General features: G+C 70.4%; 21 protein-coding genes and 1 riboswitch. Of the genes, 13 read left to right on the forward strand and 8 right to left on the reverse strand.

Translation table 11 applies throughout. The features are described from left to right. The first annotated feature begins 59 nt into the window (after positions 1 to 59). From E4P42_RS20200 to E4P42_RS20210, 3 genes are all read left to right on the forward strand, one after another. Positions 60 to 1184, forward strand: coding sequence for a citrate synthase 2 (locus E4P42_RS20200; RefSeq protein WP_135127854.1), 1125 nt, complete (start codon positions 60 to 62; stop codon positions 1182 to 1184). After that, positions 1181 to 1798 (forward strand): maleylpyruvate isomerase family mycothiol-dependent enzyme, encoded by a 618-nt coding sequence (locus E4P42_RS20205; protein ID WP_135127855.1) that lies wholly within the window; start codon positions 1181 to 1183, stop codon positions 1796 to 1798. Before E4P42_RS20200 ends, E4P42_RS20205 begins: the two co-directional genes overlap by 4 nt. 65 nt (positions 1799 to 1863) lie before the next feature. After that, complete coding sequence (locus tag E4P42_RS20210; RefSeq protein WP_135127856.1) at positions 1864 to 2319, forward strand: VOC family protein; 456 nt, start codon at positions 1864 to 1866, stop codon at positions 2317 to 2319. A gap of 6 nt (positions 2320 to 2325) precedes the next feature. Here E4P42_RS20210 and E4P42_RS20215 read toward each other — a convergent pair whose 3' ends face one another. Next, on the reverse strand, positions 2326 to 4011 hold the full coding sequence (locus E4P42_RS20215) for an FAD-dependent oxidoreductase (RefSeq protein ID WP_135127857.1): 1686 nt from the start codon (positions 4009 to 4011) through the stop codon (positions 2326 to 2328). A gap of 16 nt (positions 4012 to 4027) precedes the next feature. Further along, positions 4028 to 5044, reverse strand: a complete 1017-nt coding sequence (locus E4P42_RS20220; protein WP_135127858.1) for a diiron oxygenase — start codon at positions 5042 to 5044, stop codon at positions 4028 to 4030. A 173-nt stretch (positions 5045 to 5217) separates the two neighbouring features. On the opposite strand from E4P42_RS20220, the gene serC reads away from it, so the two are divergent. Beyond that, positions 5218 to 6330, forward strand: a complete 1113-nt coding sequence (gene serC, locus E4P42_RS20225) for a phosphoserine transaminase (protein ID WP_135127859.1) — start codon at positions 5218 to 5220, stop codon at positions 6328 to 6330. Between the two features lie 115 nt (positions 6331 to 6445). After that, on the forward strand, positions 6446 to 7270 hold the full coding sequence (gene sepH, locus E4P42_RS20230; protein ID WP_135127860.1) for a septation protein SepH: 825 nt from the start codon (positions 6446 to 6448) through the stop codon (positions 7268 to 7270). A gap of 23 nt (positions 7271 to 7293) precedes the next feature. Here sepH and E4P42_RS20235 read toward each other — a convergent pair whose 3' ends face one another. Genes E4P42_RS20235 through E4P42_RS20245 form a run of 3 tightly spaced genes read right to left on the reverse strand, consistent with a single transcriptional unit; the run spans position 7294 to position 8878 of the window. Further along, positions 7294 to 7572: a DUF2537 domain-containing protein gene (locus E4P42_RS20235; protein WP_135127861.1), complete on the reverse strand. Its 279-nt coding sequence runs from the start codon at positions 7570 to 7572 to the stop codon at positions 7294 to 7296. Positions 7573 to 7602: 30 nt separating this feature from the next. Next, on the reverse strand, positions 7603 to 8418 hold the full coding sequence (locus E4P42_RS20240; RefSeq protein WP_135127862.1) for an RNA methyltransferase: 816 nt from the start codon (positions 8416 to 8418) through the stop codon (positions 7603 to 7605). A 28-nt stretch (positions 8419 to 8446) separates the two neighbouring features. Further along, on the reverse strand, positions 8447 to 8878 hold the full coding sequence (locus E4P42_RS20245; protein ID WP_135127863.1) for a MarR family winged helix-turn-helix transcriptional regulator: 432 nt from the start codon (positions 8876 to 8878) through the stop codon (positions 8447 to 8449). Between the two features lie 92 nt (positions 8879 to 8970). Between E4P42_RS20245 and E4P42_RS20250 the strand changes: the two genes are divergently transcribed. Beyond that, the gene (locus tag E4P42_RS20250) at positions 8971 to 9237 is read left to right on the forward strand and encodes a DUF2530 domain-containing protein (protein WP_135127864.1); all 267 of its coding nucleotides are present in this window, start codon (positions 8971 to 8973) and stop codon (positions 9235 to 9237) included. Positions 9238 to 9263: 26 nt separating this feature from the next. Continuing rightward, a complete protein-coding gene (locus tag E4P42_RS20255) occupies positions 9264 to 9716 on the forward strand; it encodes an SRPBCC family protein (RefSeq protein WP_135127865.1) in 453 nt (150 codons plus the stop codon). Here the strand turns inward: E4P42_RS20255 and E4P42_RS20260 are convergent. Continuing rightward, positions 9713 to 10489 carry a DUF3027 domain-containing protein gene (locus tag E4P42_RS20260; protein ID WP_135127866.1) on the reverse strand — a complete coding sequence of 259 codons (777 nt, stop codon included), beginning with the start codon at positions 10487 to 10489 and terminating at the stop codon, positions 9713 to 9715. The two genes, E4P42_RS20255 and E4P42_RS20260, sit on opposite strands and share 4 nt — an antisense overlap. 68 nt (positions 10490 to 10557) lie before the next feature. Between E4P42_RS20260 and E4P42_RS20265 the strand changes: the two genes are divergently transcribed. Further along, on the forward strand, positions 10558 to 12291 hold the full coding sequence (locus E4P42_RS20265) for an MFS transporter (protein WP_135127867.1): 1734 nt from the start codon (positions 10558 to 10560) through the stop codon (positions 12289 to 12291). After that, the gene (locus tag E4P42_RS20270; RefSeq protein WP_135127868.1) at positions 12288 to 12776 is read left to right on the forward strand and encodes a DUF2771 domain-containing protein; all 489 of its coding nucleotides are present in this window, start codon (positions 12288 to 12290) and stop codon (positions 12774 to 12776) included. The genes E4P42_RS20265 and E4P42_RS20270 overlap by 4 nt, the downstream gene beginning before the upstream one ends. Here the strand turns inward: E4P42_RS20270 and E4P42_RS20275 are convergent. Together E4P42_RS20275 and E4P42_RS20280 are read right to left on the reverse strand one after the other, a co-directional pair. Continuing rightward, the gene (locus tag E4P42_RS20275; RefSeq protein ID WP_135127869.1) at positions 12773 to 13777 is read right to left on the reverse strand and encodes a glutathione S-transferase family protein; all 1005 of its coding nucleotides are present in this window, start codon (positions 13775 to 13777) and stop codon (positions 12773 to 12775) included. The two genes, E4P42_RS20270 and E4P42_RS20275, sit on opposite strands and share 4 nt — an antisense overlap. A gap of 127 nt (positions 13778 to 13904) precedes the next feature. Continuing rightward, complete coding sequence (locus E4P42_RS20280; RefSeq protein ID WP_135127877.1) at positions 13905 to 14315, reverse strand: cold-shock protein; 411 nt, start codon at positions 14313 to 14315, stop codon at positions 13905 to 13907. Positions 14316 to 14467: 152 nt separating this feature from the next. On the opposite strand from E4P42_RS20280, the gene E4P42_RS20285 reads away from it, so the two are divergent. From E4P42_RS20285 to E4P42_RS20300, 4 genes are all read left to right on the forward strand, one after another. After that, positions 14468 to 14872, forward strand: coding sequence for a YccF domain-containing protein (locus E4P42_RS20285; protein ID WP_135127870.1), 405 nt, complete (start codon positions 14468 to 14470; stop codon positions 14870 to 14872). Then, positions 14869 to 15921, forward strand: a complete 1053-nt coding sequence (moaA, locus tag E4P42_RS20290) for a GTP 3',8-cyclase MoaA (RefSeq protein ID WP_135127871.1) — start codon at positions 14869 to 14871, stop codon at positions 15919 to 15921. Before E4P42_RS20285 ends, moaA begins: the two co-directional genes overlap by 4 nt. 2 nt (positions 15922 to 15923) lie before the next feature. Continuing rightward, the gene (locus E4P42_RS20295) at positions 15924 to 16190 is read left to right on the forward strand and encodes a MoaD/ThiS family protein (protein ID WP_135127872.1); all 267 of its coding nucleotides are present in this window, start codon (positions 15924 to 15926) and stop codon (positions 16188 to 16190) included. A 217-nt stretch (positions 16191 to 16407) separates the two neighbouring features. Then, positions 16408 to 16622: riboswitch (cyclic di-AMP (ydaO/yuaA leader) on the forward strand. Positions 16623 to 16631: 9 nt separating this feature from the next. Further along, the coding region (locus tag E4P42_RS20300; protein WP_167759557.1) for a transglycosylase family protein at positions 16632 to 17169 on the forward strand (538 nt) is incomplete at its 3' end.

A 17169-nucleotide genomic window follows, 5' to 3' on the forward strand; every position in this document is an offset into this window, starting at 1 on the left:
TCGCATTCCGGTTACCGGCCGGTACGGCCCGGCGGCCGCCCGGGTGCGACAATCTGGCCATGACCGAGGCAGCGGTGCCGGAGAACTTCGTCCAGGGTCTGGAAGGCGTGGTGGCCTTCACCACCGAGATCGCCGAGCCGGACAAAGACGGTGGGGCGCTGCGGTATCGCGGCGTGGACATCGAGGATCTGGTCGAGCGGCGGGTGACGTTCGGTGACGTGTGGGGGCTGCTGGTCGACGGTCGCTTCGGCGACGGCCTGGTCCCGGCCGAACCGTTCCCGCTGCCGATCCACAGCGGCGACGTGCGCGTCGACGTGCAGGCCGGCCTGGCCATGCTGGCCCCGATCTGGGGTTACCGGCCCATGCTCGACATCGACGACGACACCGCGCGCGCCCAGTTGGCCCGCGCCTCGGTGATGGCGCTGTCCTACGTCGCGCAGTCCGCGCGCGGCATCCACCAGCCGGCCATCCCCCAGCGCCTGATCGACGAATGCCCCACCGTGACGGCACGTTTCATGACCCGGTGGCAGGGTGACCCCGACCCCAGGCACGTCGAGGCGATCGATGCGTACTGGGTGTCGGCGGCCGAGCACGGCATGAACGCCTCGACGTTCACCGCCCGGGTGATCGCCTCCACCGGCGCTGACGTCGCCGCCGCCCTGTCCGGGGCGGTCGGCGCGATGAGCGGGCCGCTGCACGGCGGCGCGCCCGCCCGGGTGCTGCCGATGCTCGAGGAGGCCGAGCGCACCGGCGACGCCCGCGCGGTGGTCCGCGGCGTACTCGACCGCAAGGACAAGTTGATGGGGTTCGGGCACCGCGTGTACCGCGCCGAGGACCCCCGCGCCCGGGTGCTGCGGGCGACCGCCAAGCGTCTGGAGGCGCCGCGGTTCGAGGTGGCCGCGGCGCTGGAGCAGGCCGCGCTCGGCGAGCTCCGGGAGCGCCGCCCCGACCGGGCGATCGAGACCAACGTCGAGTTCTGGGCGGCGGTCATCCTCGACTTCGCGCAGGTGCCGTCGGCGATGATGCCGGCGATGTTCACCTGCGGACGCACCGCCGGCTGGTGCGCCCACATCCTCGAGCAGAAACGCCTCGGCAAGCTGGTGCGGCCGTCGGCCGTCTACGTCGGGCCCGGACCGCGCAGCCCCGAGTCGGTCGAGGGCTGGGACCGCGTCATCCCGGCATGAGCGGCGATCCGGGCGAAACGTTCGCCGCCGCGGCGACGGCGTTCACCGAGCTGGTCCGCGCGCTTCCGGACACCGCGTGGACCGGCCCCGGGCTCGGTGAGTGGGATCTGCGCGCGCTGGTGGGCCATACCGCGCGCTCGCTGATCACGGTCAGCACCTATCTGCAGACCACGGCCGCCCGCGAGGACATCACCAGCGCGGCCGAGTACTACCTGAAGGTGACGCCGGCCGCGCTGGGCATCGACCCGGCGGCGGTGGCCGAACGCGGCCGGCAGGCCGGCCGGGATCTGGGTGCCGAGCCGGCGTCGGCGGTGGCGCGGCTGGCCGAACAGGCGCTGGCCGACGTCGCCGCGGCGGGTGACCCGCTGATCGAGGTGATCGGCGGACAGGGCATCCGGCTGCACGCCTATCTCCCGACGCGCACCTTCGAGCTGACCGTGCACGGACTCGACATCGCCCGCGCCGCGGGGGTGGCGTTCTCCCCGCCGGCCGAGGCGCTGGCCGATGCGGTGCGACTGGCGGCCGAGGTCGCGGCACTGGCGGGGCAGGGCGATACGGTGCTGCTGGCGCTGACCGGCCGATCCGCGTTGCCTTCCTCGTTCTCGATCGTCTGAGCGATGAATTCTGTCGGTGGCGGGAGTCAAGATGGGTGTCCACCCCGACTCGTGAAGGAGCTCTCATGGCCCCCGAAGTGACCCCGTTCATCTCCCCGATGCTCGTCGTCGACAACGCCGCGGCGGCAATCGACTTCTACGTCAAGGCCTTCGGCGCCGTCGAGATGGTGCGGCTGCCCGGCCCCGACGGCAAGCTGGTGCACGCCGCCGTCAGCATCGACGGCTCGATGGTGATGCTCAACGACGACTTCCCGGAGTACAACGACGGCAAGCCGTCCACCCCGACCGCGCTCGGCGGCTCACCCGTCACCATCCACCTGCAGGTCACCGACGTCGACGCCCGCTTCCAGCAGGCGCTGGACGCCGGCGCGACCGCGGTGATGCCCGTCGAAGAGCAGTTCTGGGGTGACCGCTACGGCGTCCTGCGCGACCCGTTCGGCCACCTGTGGTCGATGGCCACGCCGGTGCGTGAGGTCAGCATGGAGGAACTGCAGTCCGCCATGGACCAGCCGGCCCAGTAGTCGTCGCTACCGGAGCAGCCCGGCGAGCAGGCGGCGCGCCGGTGTGGGTGCCGGCGCGTTCGCGGCGGCGGCGAGCATGTCGTCGACCGCGGTGAACTTGACCCGCGGGCGGTCGTCCCCGCCGCGGGCGATCTCCGCCGCGTCGATGGCCTGCCAGCCGGCGGCATCCACCACACCGGGACGCCGGGTGCGCAGCAGCCGGTCGAGGTCGGCGGGCCGGCCGGTCGGATCGGGCAGGGCACCGGCGTTGTAGTCGGCCGCCAGCGTGTGCACGGTCTCGGCCGCACACGACTTGTTGGTGCCGATGAACCCGGTGGGGCCGCGTTTGATCCAGCCGGCGACGTAACTACCGCGCACCGGCCGGCCGCTCTCCGGGTCGACCACGCGGCCGCCGTCGTGCGGCACGGTGGCGGTGGCGTCGTCGAACGGCAACCCCGCGATGGGTCTACCGCGGTAGCCGATCGAGGTCAGCACCAGCCCGGCGTCGAGCCGGTACACCTCCTCGGTGCCGGTACGGGCGAACTCGATGCCCTCCGCGCGGCCGTCGCCGACCACGCGCGCCGGGGTGAGCTGGTAGGCCAGCCGGATCCGCGGACGGGTGATCGGCGCCTCGGCGTCGCCGAGTTCGGCCAGGATCTCGAGTTTGTTGCGGGTCAGCGGGTCGGTCTCTGCAGCCAGGTCGGCGGCGACGCGAGCGTGGTCGGCCGCATCGAGCACCACGTCGCAGGCCGAGGTGAGGCCGATCAGCTCGGGCAGCGTGAAGGCCGACTGCGCCGGGCCGCGGCGCGCCGCGATGACCACCTCGGCGATCCGTGACGTGCGCAGCACAGCGAGGGCGTGATCGGCGATGTCGGTGCGCGCCAGCACATCCGGGTCCGTGGTGAGGATGCGCGCCACGTCGAGCGCGACGTTGCCGTTGCCGATGACGACCGCTCGCTCGGAGGACAGATCGACCGGCAGGCCGGCGTGGTCGGGGTGGCCGTTGAACCAGGCGACGAACTCGGTGGCGGTACCGGTACCGGCCAGACCCATGCCGTCGATATCGAGGCGGCGGTCGTTGGGGGCGCCGACGGCGTAGAGCACCGCGTGGTGGTGTGCCAACAGTTCGTCGTGGCTGATGTGGGTTCCGACCTCGACGTTGAGGTACATCTGCAGGGAGCGCCGCCCCGCGATCCGGTCGAACAGATCAGTGACCCGCTTGGTGTTCTGGTGATCGGGCGCCACACCGGCGCGCACCAGCCCGTACGGGGTGGGCAGCCGCTCGAGCATGGTGACCCGCACGTCGCGCTGGGTGAGCAGTTCGTCGGCGGCGTACATCGCGGCCGGGCCGGAGCCCACGATCGCCACCCGCAGCGGTCCGCCGGGCCGCGACCGCACCACCGGGGCGTCGAGCACCGGCGCCAGCTTCGACGTCGGCGGCACCTTCTCGTCCGGCCGCCGCTCGGGGTAGAACGCCGCGTTGAGCGCGACGAACGGCAGCTGACTGTCGGTGAGTTTCGAGTCGGGCGCGATGGCGCCGACCGGGCATGCACTGACGCACGCGCCGCAGTCCACACACGCCGCCGGGTCGATGTAGAGCATCTCGGCGGTGGCGAAGCCCGGCTCGTCCGGCGACGGGTGGATGCAGTTCACCGGACAGGCATAGACACAGGACCCGTCGCTACAGCACGACTGGGTGATCACATGGGGCACCGGCGTGCGTCCTTTGCTAGGCGGCGGTCGCGACGTGCTCGCGGTGCGGTTCGCTGCGGTAGCGGCTGGGCCGGCCGTCGATCTTGCAGATCCGCCACATGAGCTTTGCCAGCGGATTCATCAGGCCGGTCTCGCGGCACAGCATGCGTACATCGCCGAACATGTCGCGCAGGAACTGGCGCGACTCGGGGGCGCGGAAGAACAGCTCCTTGCGGACCTCACGCGGGATGTCGAACTCCCGCCAGAACGACTTCGGCGGGACGATGATCGCCTGGCACAGCACCCGCATCACCAGCGGCACGTACAGCGACAGGAAGAAGCGCTGCCGGCGCGGCAGGTGCGGCAGCCGCTTGCGGAGGTACTCGTGGGCGAAGGAGATGTGCCGGGCCTCCTCGGCGACGTGGATCGCCATCACCCGCTCCATGATCGGGTGGATGGACTTGCCCTCGCGCAGCACGTTCTTCTGGGTGTGGTCGATGGGCTCCTCGCCGGCGAGCACCCCGAAGAAGAACGGGATGGGCAGCGGCCCGGCGACCAGCGGGATGAACGGGGACAACCAGCGCAGCATCCGCGGCATGCCGGGCACGTCGGCGCCGATGCGGTTCACCATCTCCTGGAACATCATGGTGTGGTTGCACTCTTCGACCGACTCGTGCATGCAGTAGCGGTACTCCGGTGACCCGTTGGGCACCCAGAACGCGTAGTTGGTCAGGCCGCGGATCAGGATGATCTCGAACTGCAGGCCCACCTTCGCGACGTTGGCCTGCCGCCACATGCCGATCTCGATCTGCCGTTCCCTCGGCTGCGACCGGTACCAGGGGTGCCGGCCGATCGGGTCGGTCGACGGGAGGATCCAGCGCTCGTCGCCGTCGATCACCGCAAACTCCGGCGAGTCCCAGTCGATGTCGGTGTAGGGGCTGAAATTGCGCCGCACCGACCCCTCGGACAGTGTGGTCAGCGTGTCGACGTACCCCTGGTCGTCACTGACGTCCATGTTGCGGCGCCAGCGCCGGACCATGCGTGTGCGTGCCATGCGAGCCTCCCGAATGGTTTACATTCACCGGTCTTGTGTACACAGTACCGCAGGTACCGGGTAAAAGTCCATCGCGATCTTGAGACTTTGCTGCCTTTGACCGCTTCCGGCGCGGAAACGTGCGCTCAGCGCCGGTAAGCGCGCCGAGATCGTCGGGAACTAGGCTTGGCCCCATGGCCGAGTTCACGATTCCCGCCGACCTCAAACCCCGAGACGGGCGTTTCGGCTCCGGGCCGTCGAAGGTGCGCCCCGAACAGCTGTCCGCCCTCGCCGCTGCCGGTGACCTGTTCGGCACGTCGCACCGGCAGGCACCGGTGAAGAACCTCGTGGGCCGGGTGCGCGACGGCATCAAGGCGCTGTTCTCGGTGCCCGACGGCTACGAGGTGATCCTCGGCAACGGCGGGTCGACGGCGTTCTGGGACGCCGCCGCCTTCGGGTTGATCGACCAGCGGTCGCTGCACCTGACCTACGGCGAGTTCAGCGCCAAATTCGCCTCGGCCGTCGCCAAGAACCCATTCGTCGGCGACCCGATCGTGATCAAGGCCGACCCGGGCAGCGCGCCCGAACCGCAGTCGGACCCGTCGGTCGACGTCATCGCCTGGGCCCACAACGAGACCTCGACCGGCGTCGCGGTGCCCGTGCAGCGTCCGGCCGGCGCCGACGACGCGCTGGTCGTGATCGACGCCACCTCCGGCGCGGGCGGGCTGCCGGTCGACATCACCCAGGCCGACGCCTATTACTTCGCGCCGCAGAAGAACTTCGCCGGCGACGGCGGGCTGTGGCTGGCCGTGGTCAGCCCGGCCGCGCTGGCCCGAATCGAGGCGATCGCGGCGTCCGGCCGCTGGGTGCCCGACTTCCTGTCGCTGCCCATCGCGGTGGAGAACAGCCGCAAGAACCAGACCTACAACACGCCCGCGATCGGCACGCTCGTGCTGCTCGCCGACCAGCTCGACTGGCTCAACGGCAACGGCGGCCTGGACTGGGCGGTCAAGCGCACCGCGGACTCCGCACAGCGGCTGTACTCGTGGGCCGAGGAGTCGTCCTACGCCACCCCGTTCGTGGCCGACCCGGCCCTGCGGTCGCAGGTGGTCGGCACCATCGACTTCTCCGACGACGTCGACGCGGCTGCGGTGGCGAAGGTGTTGCGCGCCAACGGGATCGTCGACACCGAGCCGTATCGCAAGCTGGGCCGCAACCAGCTGCGCGTGGCGATGTTCGCCGCCGTCGACGCCGACGACGTGAGCGCGCTGACCCGGTGCGTGGACTGGGTGGTCGAACGTCTCTGAATCGCTGCCGATCGCTGCCGCGTGTCAGCGCGGTCACGAGCGCATAACGCAGTAGGGTGACCTGCTAATCGGGCCGGCGCCACGCATGTCGCAGACGAGCCCGGAGGAGGTCGGAGTGCGGGAACTCAAAGTCGTCGGGCTGGACGTCGACGGCAAACGCATCATCTGCGAAGCGGACTCCGGCGAGAAGTTCATCCTGCGCTCCGACGAACGGCTCAGGGCCGCCGTGCGCGGCGACCGCGCCGCATCCAATCGGGACGAAGACCAGACCATGATGGATGTCGAGGTGCACAGCGTGCTGCGTCCGAGGGATATTCAATCCAAGATCCGCGCCGGCGCCTCCGTCGAGCAGGTGGCCAACGCCGCGGGGATGCCGATCGAGCGGGTCGAACGCTTCGCCCACCCGGTTCTGCTCGAGCGCTCCCGCGCGGCCGAACTCGCGACCGCCGCGCATCCGGTGCTGCCCGACGGGCCCAGCGTGCTCACGCTGCTCGAGACCATCTCGACCGCGCTGGTCGCCCGCGGGCTCGACCCCGACGCCACCACCTGGGACGCCTGGCGCAACGAGGACGGACGCTGGACCGTGCAGCTCGCGTGGCAGGCCGGGCGCTCGGACAACGTCGCGCACTTCCGCTTCTCCCCCGGCGCGCACGGCGGCACGGTCAGCGCGTTCGACGAGGCGGCCTGCGAGCTGATCGATCCGGACTTCGCCCGGCCGCTGCGTCCGGTGGCGCCGCTCGCCCAGCTCGACTTCGACGAGCCGGTCACACCGGCGCCGAAGCCGGCACCCACGCCTGCCGCCGCGGCCCCCGAGCCGGAACCGACGCCCGAACCGGAGCCGGAGCCCAAGCCCGTGCGCACCCGCAAGGCCAAGGCCAAGCCGACGGTGCCGGCGTGGGAGGACGTGCTGCTCGGAGTCCGCTCCAGCGGGCAGCGGTAGAACGAGCCGACGACAGAGCTGGATCAGGCGACGCCGGAGAGCGCCAGCCCCGCCAGCGCGATCCACCCGCCCGCGACGCCGATTCCCGCACCGAGCGCGAACCACCGCCACACCGGACGGCTGCGCCACCCCCACACCGTCGGCGCCAGACCGCCGGCGGCGACCATGTTGAGCCCGACCGCCAGCAGCGGGTGCACCTGCAACAGCCCGAACCCGAGCACGACGATCGCGGCGGCCAGCACCACGGCGACCATTGCCGCCACGGTCAAACCCGTTCCCCACGGCGTGGATTCGTCGGTCACAGTCCTCCCCCGGTCGCCTCGGCGCCCAATCTAGCCCGACCGGGTGCGTTCGTAGAACGCGAGCGCGGCGGCGGTGGCGACGTTGAGCGAGTCGGTGCCCCGGGACATCGGAATCCGCACGCGCCGGTCGCTGGCCCGCATCGCCCGTTCGGTCAGCCCGGGCCCCTCGGCGCCGACCAGGATCGCCACCTTGTCGCCGGCCAGGCCGGGCATCGCGTCGGCCAGCGTGTCCGCGGCCGGGTCGGGCGTCATCGCGAGTAGCCGAAAGCCGTTGTCACGCAGGAGTTCCAGTTCGCCGGGCCAGGAGACGGCGCGGGCGAACGGCACCAGCAGGGCGTGCCCCATCGAGACCCGTACCGCGCGGCGGTACAGCGGGTCCGCGCAGCCGGCGCCGAACACCACCGCATCCACCTCGAGCCCCGCCGCGTTGCGGAAGATCGACCCGAGGTTCTCGTGGTCGTTGACGCCTTCGAGCACCGCCACGGTGTGGGCGCCGGACACCACGTCGGCGACGGCGATCTCGGGCGGGCGCGACGCGGACGCCAACACCCCGCGGTTGAGGTGGAATCCGACCACCTCGGCCATCACCTCGGCGCTGGCGCGGTAGAAGGGCGCGTCGACCGCGGCGAGATCCGCGCTCAGTTCACCCAGCCGTCGATCGGTGCCCAGGAGTGCGCGCGGGACGAATCGCGACGCCACCATCCGCTGCACCACCAACACGCCCTCGGCGATCACCAGCCCCTTGCCGCTGGGCAGGTCGGGGCGACGGTCGATGCTGTTGAGATCGCGGAAGTCGTCGAGGCGGGGGTCTGCGGGGTCGTCGACGTCGATGACGGTGGTGGTCAACGCCTCGGTCTCCGCACGGCGGCGTAGCTTACGCGCCCTCCTCCACCATCGCCGACATCAGGTCGGCGGCCATCAGCAGGGTCTTGCGCTGGTCGGGGTGCAGGCGGGCCAACCGCTTCTGCAACCACTCCTGGCTGGCCCGCTTCTCCGCCTCCACCAGATCGGCACCGGCCTGCGACACCGAAACCAGGACCTGGCGGCCGTCGACGGGGTGCGCGGTGCGCGCCACAAATCCCAGGTCGGCGAGCGAAGCGATCACCCGGGTCATCGACGGAGGACGCACCCGCTCGCGCACAGCTAACGCCCCCGGCGTCATCGCACCCTCTTTGGCCAGCGTCGACAGCGCTGACAATTGCGATAGCGAAATCGGGGATTCAGCACGTCGGAACCGCAATTGGCGCGCCAGCCGGACAACTGCCAAAGAAAGGTCACTGGCCAACCGGGCTTCGGTCTCGATCACGAGGCAAATCTTACCTATGCAACTAATTCAGGGCGGGCAAAACCCCTCCGCCATTCTTTCGCCCGATCGCCCGCCGCGATAAGTTCGCTTTTGTGAGTGACGAATCGCCCCCGCCGGACACCGCACCGCATCCGCCCGCGCTGCCATCTGCGCTGCTCGAGCCGTGGCCGGTGATCCTGGTGATCGCCGCGGGTTGGCTCGTGGCGACGGTGCTGGCATTCACCGTCGCGTCACTACAGGATTGGCGGCCGTACACCGTGGCGGGTCTCGGCATCGGAGTGCTTGGCACATCGATATTTCTGTGGCAACGTCACGCCGTGCGCCGTGGCCACCGCGGCGCCCAGAGCGGGCTGACCTGAGACCCGCCGTCCTCGACAGGAGACGCATGGCCGCGCCGCTGCTTCACGCCCAGATCGACATCGACGCCCCTGTGGAGAAGGTGTGGTCATTGGTGTCGGACCTGAGCCGCATGCCGCAGTGGAGTCCGCAGTGCCGCGTGATGAAGACCCTCGGACCGCTGCGCCCCGGCACCCGGACGCTCAACCTCAACCGGCGCAAGTTCCTGATGTGGCCGACCACCTGCACCATCACCGAGGTGGTGCCGGAGAAGAAGGTGGCGTTCCGCGTCGACGCCAACAACACGGTGTGGAGCTACGAACTCGAGCCGACCGCCACCGGCACCCGGCTGGTGGAGACCCGCAACGCCGAGAACGGCGTGAAGAAGGTGTCGACCGTGACGGTCAACGCGCTGTTCGGCGGGGTGCCCAGCTTCGAGAAGGAACTGGTCGAGGGGATGAACGAGTCGCTGGCCCGGATCAAGGCCGCCGCGGAGCGCTAGTCCGCCGACTCGGCGACGTCGAGCACGCCGTCGTCGTACGGGTCGTACAGCGGGGAACCGGACCCCTGCGGAGCCGGGGTGTCCGAATGCGCACCGCATCCGTATTCGGCGTCGACCACGTGGCCGTCGGCCGACATCTCGTTGGCGCACACCCCGAACATCACGCCGAGCGCGCCCGACAGCGGGAGGAAGAAGCCGCAGTCGCGGCACACCCGCTTGGTGGCCCGCGCCATCGCCGAGCCCGGCCCGAAGTCGCCGTCGTGCCAGCGCTGGGCGGCATCGATGCGTCCCCACTCGCTGAGCACCTGACGGCGGCCCAGCCCGAGCTCCTGGGTGACTTCGTCGATCGCCGGGTCACCGGTGGCCGCGTACCCCGGCACCAGCCGGGGGTCCTCGGCCGGCGGGGCGAGCAGATCGCCGGGGCCCAGGTCACCGGGTCGCACCCGGTCCTGCCACGGCACCCACTCCGGCGCGAGCAGCGCCGTCGGCCCGGGCACCAGGACCACCTCGCTGAGCGTGGCGTGGTCGGCGCCCGGGTAGCCGGCGACCACGACGGCCCACTGCCAGCCGCGGTAGCCCGGTAGGTTCGCCAGGAAGCGGTGGGTGGCCGACGTCGGGTCCTCGAACGAGGCCCCCAGATACTCCCCGACCGTCTCGGCGCCGCTGAAGTCGGCGAGCGCGGAACGGGCCAACTCGACGGCGCCCATCAGCACCGCCTCGAGGTCGGCGGGGCGGTGGGCGACGTCTGCGACGGTGTCGGTCACGCTGTCCATCGCGTTCCATAGTGCCGCAGAGCAATACCGGAAGCCACACCGGTCGGCTGTCGGACGGCGTCGGCGCCATGGGGGAGAATCATGGCGTGGACGGCGGACGCGAACGAGGTGACGAGGAAATCCGGCGCGATCCTCGCTACTACCCGCCGCGGCCGCCGGCCGGTGGCGAGCATCCCGGGATGGCGAACTACCCGAGTGACGGCCTGTCCTACCGGCGGCCGCGCCGCCAGTCGATGCCGAGTTCCAACCGCTGGCTGCCCCCGCTCGACGGCCGTGATGCGGGCGAGCACCGCACCGAACCGCCGCGCGATGCCGGCTACACCGGTCACTACGGTTCCGGCGCCGGATACGGGCCCCACGGCGAGAAGATCACCGTCACCCGCGCCGCCGCGCACCGCAGCCGCGAGATGGGCTCCAAGATGTACGGCCTGGTGCACCGGGCCGCCACCGCCGACGGCGCCGACAAATCGGGGCTGACCGCGCTCACCTGGCCGGTCGTGGCCAACTTCGCCGTCGACGCGGCGATGGCCGTCGCGCTGGCCAACACATTGTTCTTCGCCGCGGCCAGCGGGGAGAGCAAGGGCAAGGTCGCGCTGTACCTGTTGATCACGATCGCGCCGTTCGCGGTGATCGCGCCGCTGATCGGGCCGGCGCTGGACCGGCTGCAGCACGGCCGCCGGGTGGCGCTGGCCGCGTCGTTCCTGCTGCGCACGGCGCTGGTAGTGCTGCTGATCGCCAACTACGACGGCGCCACCGGCAGCTATCCGTCCTGGGTGCTCTATCCCTGTGCGCTCGGGATGATGGTGCTGTCGAAATCGTTCTCGGTGCTGCGCAGCGCGGTCACCCCGCGCGTGCTGCCACCCACCATCGACCTGGTCCGGGTGAACTCCCGGCTCACCACCTTCGGTCTGCTCGGCGGCACGGTGGTGGCCGGTGGGGTCGCCGCCGGCGCGGAGTACCTGCTGAATCTGGCGAAGCTGCCGGGGGCGCTGTACGTGATCGTCGCGGTCACCGTCGCAGGCGCGGTGCTGTCGATGCGGATCCCCAAGTGGGTGGAGGTCACCGCGGGTGAGGTCCCCGCGACGCTGAGCTATCACGGCGGCAGCGGCGATCTGCGCCGCGAACCCCACCCCGAGAAACGGTCGGGCAAGGCCCGCCAGCCGCTGGGCCGCAACACCATCACCGCGCTGTGGGGCAACTGCACCATCAAGGTGATGGTCGGCTTCCTGTTCCTGTATCCGGCCTTCGTCGCCAAATCGCACGACGCCAGCGGCTGGGAACAGCTGCGGATCCTCGGGCTGATCGGCGCCGCCGCCGCGGTCGGCAACTTCGTCGGCAATATGACGGCGGCCCGGCTGCAGCTCGGGCATCCGGCGCGGCTGGTGGTGCGCGCCGCGTCCGCGGTCACGCTGATGGCGCTGGCCGCCGCGGTGACCGGCAACCTGCTGGTGGCCGCCGCCGCGACGCTGGTGACGTCGGGCGCGAGCGCCATCGCCAAGGCGTCCCTGGACGCGTCCCTGCAGGACGATCTGCCCGAGGAGTCGCGGGCGTCGGCATTCGGCCGTTCGGAGTCGCTGCTGCAGTTGGCGTGGGTGGCCGGCGGTGCGACCGGCGTGCTCATCTACACCGACCTGTGGGCGGGCTTCACTACGATCGCGGCCGTGCTGATTCTCGGACTGGCCCAGACGATCGTGAGTTACCGGGGTGAATCGCTGATCCCCGGCTTCGGCGGCAACCGCCCCGTGCTGGCGGCGCAGGAGGGCGCCCGGCGGTCCGATCGGACGGCGGTGACCTCCGAGTGAAGCGGGTCGTGGCCGTGCTGGCGGCCGTGGCGGTGCTGGCCGCCGCCGCCACCGGCGTGCTGGTGTGGCAGCTCAGCCGTGACCACGGGTCCGACCTGCCGGAGGTGAGCGCGTTTTCGCGCGGTCAGCTGGTCCGGGTCGGGCCGTTCCAGTACTGCAACGTGGTCGACCTCAACGACTGCGCACCCGCCGGTGAGCAGGGTGAGCTGCGGGTCAATGAGCGCGACCCGGTGCAGCTGTCGGTGCCGACGGCGGTCGCCGAGGCACCGTGGCGGCTGCTGCGCGTCTACGAGGACCCGGTGGACACCACGCTGTCGGTGTTCCGGCCGGACACCCGGCTGGCGGTGACCATCCCGACCGTCGACCCGCAGCGCGGCCGGCTCACCGGCATCGCGGTGCAGCTGCTGACGCTGGTGCAGGACGAGAACGGCGAGGTGTTCGAGGTGCCGCACGCGGAGTGGTCGATCCGCACGGTCTGGCCCTAGAGCGGGGTGCTTCCCGCGGGCACCCGCTCCCCCTCCCGCGTCGGCCCTGGCGGAGTGCCGTCACCGAAAGGCCTGCCGCCCAACGCTTCCCGGCCGTGCGCCGTGAGCCAATTCGCCAGGTCGGGACCCTTGGGCACCACCTGAGTGGGGTTGATGTCGGTATGCACGATGTAGTAGTGCTGCTTGATCTGGGTGAAGTCGGTGGTGTCGCCGAAGCCCGGGGTCTGGAACAGGTCGCGCGCATATCCCCACAGGGCGGGGAACTCGTCGAGCTTCTGCCGATTGCACTTGAAGTGTCCGTGGTAGACGGGGTCGAACCGGGCCAACGTGGTGAACAGCCGCACGTCGGCCTCGGTGATCGTGTCGCCGACCAGGTAGCGGCGATCGGTCAGCCGCTCCTCGAGCCAGTCCAGCGCGGTGAACAGCCGGTCGTAGGCCTTGTCGTAGGCGCCTTGTGACCCCGCGAATCCGCAGCGGTACACGCCGTTGTTGACCTCGGTGTAGATCCGCTGCGCCACCTCGTCGATCTCGTCGCGGTGCTGCTCGGGGTAGAGGTCGGGGGCGCCGTCGCGGTGGAACTGCGTCCACTCGGTAGAGAAGTCCAACGTGATCTGCGGGAAGTCGTTGGTGACCACCTGCCCCGTCGTCACCTCCACGATGGCCGGCACGGTGATGCCCTTCTCGTAGCCGGGGATGCGCTTGAAGTAGGCGTCCTGCAGCCGCGGGATCTGCAGCACCGGGTCGACGCCACCGGGGTCCAGGTCGAAGGTCCAGCTGCGCTCGTCGTGGGTGGGCCCGCAGAAGCCGATCGACAGCGCGTCTTCGAGGCCGAGCAGCCGGCGCACGATGATCGTGCGGTTGGCCCACGGGCAGGCCCGCGCGACGATCAGCCGGTAGCGGCCGGCCTCGACCGGATACCCGTCACGGCCGTCGGCGGTGATGCGGGTTTCGATGTACTTGGTGTCGCGGTTGAATTCGCCACCGCTGGCGACATAAGCCATGGCGGAGATTCTTCCCTGCCGAAACCGAACCTATGCAGAAGATTCCGGTGAATTGTCCGGCAGAAGCTCAGACTCGGCGGAACGACGCGCGGCGGGCGCTGCGGTCTGAGCCCCGAAGAACGGGTAATCAGGCGTCGAGTTCGCGCGCGACCGCCTTGACGACCTCCGACACCCGGCGCGCCACCTTGCGGTCGGGGTAGCGGCCCTTCTGCAGATCCGGCTGGATCGTGCTCTCGAGCAGCGTGATGAGGTCACCGATCATGCCGTGCAGCTCGTCGGGGGTGTGCTTGTGCTCGGGGCGCTCGGCCTCCCGACGGGTCTTGGCCAGACTCGGCGGCGGATCGATCAGCTTGAGGCTCAGTGCCTGCGGGCCACGGCGGCCGGCGGCGACACCGAATTCGACGCGCTGGCCGGCCTTGAGGCCTTCGACGCCCGCGGGCAGCGCCGAGGACCGGACGTAGACGTCCTCCCCCTCCTCCTGGGAAAGGAACCCGAAGCCCTTTTCGGCGTCGTACCACTTCACCCTGCCGGTCGGCACTGTCGTCACCCGCTCGTTTCTCGCGTCAACATAAGGAAAGCGTCCCGCTTGCGCCGGGACGCGACGCCCCGATCGTACTCGGACCGGACCAACGCCTTCACCCCCTTATCGGTAGGCTTTGAACCACCGCCCAAGGAAGAAGTGCGCCCGGTATGCGAGTACTACTGAACATCATCTGGTTGATCTTCGGCGGCTTGTGGCTGGCTCTCGGCTATGCGCTCGCGGGCGTCCTCTGCTTCGTCCTGATCATCACGATCCCGTTCGGCTTCGCCGCGTTCCGGATCGCCGCCTACGCGCTGTGGCCGTTCGGCCGCACGATCGTCGAGAAGCCCGGTGCCCGGCCCGGCGCCGTGATCGGCAACGTCATCTGGGTCATCCTGTTCGGCATCTGGCTGGCGCTCGGGCACATCGTCAGCGCCGTCGCCATGGCCATCACGATCATCGGCATCCCGCTGGCGGTGGCGAACCTGAAGATGATCCCGGTCTCGCTGGTGCCGCTGGGCAAGGAGATCGTCCCGGTGGACGCGCCACACCCGGCCATGCGGGCGGCCGCATGACGCTCATCTCCCTCGGGGTCCCGACGGTGGCGCGCCCGGCCGCGGGCATGCCCACCACCGGCCCGCTGGTCGACACCTTCGGTCGGGTGGCCACCGATCTGCGGGTGTCGCTGACCGACCGCTGCAACCTGCGCTGTACCTACTGCATGCCCGCCGAGGGGCTGGACTGGCTGCCCGGAGAGCAATTACTGAGTCCCGACGAGCTGATCCGGCTGCTGACCATCGCGGTGACCCGGCTGGGCATCACCAGCGTGCGCTTCACCGGCGGGGAGCCGCTGGTGGTGCGTCACCTCGAAGACGTGGTCGCCGCAACGGCGGCGCTGCGGCCGCGCCCGGAGATCGCGGTGACCACCAACGGCCTCGGACTGGCCCGCCGGGCGCGGGCGCTCAAAGACGCCGGCCTGGACCGCGTCAACGTCTCGCTCGACAGCGTCGACCGGGAGCGGTTCGCCGCGATCACCCGCCGCGACCGGCTGGCCGACGTGCTGGCGGGGCTCACCGCCGCGCGCGACGCCGGGCTGACTCCCGTGAAGGTCAACGCGGTGCTGCACCCCGACACCGGACTCGACGACGCCGTCGCACTGCTGCGGCACTGCCTCGACCACGGGTATCAGCTGCGGATCATCGAGCAGATGCCGCTGGACGCCGAACACCAGTGGCAGCGGGGCCGGTCGTTGGAGGCCGCCGACATCCTGGCCGCGCTGGGCACCCACTTCACCCTCACGCCCGACCCGGCACCGCGGGGGTCCGCCCCGGCGCAGCTGTGGCGGGTGGACGGCGGAACAGCCACGGTCGGAGTGATCGCGTCGGTGTCCGAAGCGTTCTGCGCGGCCTGTGACCGCACCCGGCTCACCGCCGACGGACAGGTGCGGAACTGTCTGTTCGCACGCGAGGAGAGCGATCTGCGCCGTCTGTTGCGTGGCGGCGCCGACGACGACGCGATCGAGCAGGCGTGGCGCGCGGCGATGTGGACCAAGGCGGCCGGCCACGGCATCAACGACCCGGGCTTCGAACAGCCGTCACGGCCGATGAGCGCGATCGGCGGCTGAGCGTGTCGACGTCGACCACTGTGCGGGTGACGGTGCGCTACTTCGCCGCCGCCCGGGCCGCGGCGGGTACCGCCGAGGAAGAGTTGTCGGTTCCCGCGGGGACGACGGTGCAGGATGTGCTCGACCGGCTCAGCGAACGCGACCCCGAACTGACGCGGGTCATGGCGCGGTGTTCGTACCTCTGCGACGGAATCGCGGTGCGCGATACGACCATCGCGGTGCGCAACGCATCGACGCTCGATGTACTTCCCCCGTTCGCCGGCGGGTAACCGTGATTTGCGTCACATAACGAAACGGTCACAAGCTGGCTATGGCCCAGATAAGCGCCGGGAACACCTGCGAAAACACCTCGGCAACCTGCGGCTTTAGAGCCCCTTTAAGATTTGCCCAGCCTGGAAACGCCGAGGTCGGGAAAAGGTGACGGGTGCGCGGGCAGCGGTTACCGTTCATTTCCAGGTCAGTCGACCCTCATCAACTGACCCGCCCCGCCCGATAGCGCCGAGCTCCATCCATCGCCAGCGGGGCACCAACCAAGAACCACCTGGATGGAGGCGGGGGACCCAACCGGTCCACCGAGTTAGAAGGACCAGGGGCCTACGGGCCCCTTGGGGTGAAGCCGCGACCGGGCAACCGGAACCGGCCGGGTGACCTCTCAGACCCGAACCCGACAGCTGACCTCGCGGGCGCAGACGAGAGGATTTTTCGCACTTATGAGTGGACGGCATCGCAAGCCCGCCAATTCAGCTGTCAGTGTCGCCAAGATCGCCTTCACCGGTGCCGTCATCGGTGGTGGCAGCATCGCGCTCGCCGGTCAGGCCAATGCCGCGACCGACGGCGAATGGGATCAGGTCGCCGCCTGCGAGTCCGGCGGCAACTGGGCCATCAACACCGGCAACGGCTACCACGGCGGCCTTCAGTTCTCCCCCAGCACCTGGTCCGGCCACGGCGGCGGCGAATTCGCCCCGACCGCCTACATGGCCACCAAGGAAGAGCAGATCGCCGTCGCCGAGCGCGTCCTGGCCAGCCAGGGCAAGGGCGCCTGGCCGTCCTGTGGTGGTCCGCTCTCGGGCGCCACCCCGCGCAACGTGGTCGATCAGCCGGTCGACGCGGCGCCGCTCAACGGTCTGCTGCCCCCTCCGCCGCCGATCAACCCGCTCGCTCCCCCGCCGCCTCCGGCGCCGGCCCCGTTCGACGCGATGGCCGCTCCCGCGCCGCTGCCGCCGGCCCCGCTGCCGCCGCCTCCGGCCC

This window comes from Mycobacterium sp. PS03-16 (assembly GCF_004570325.1).
GTDB lineage: Bacteria > Actinomycetota > Actinomycetes > Mycobacteriales > Mycobacteriaceae > Mycobacterium.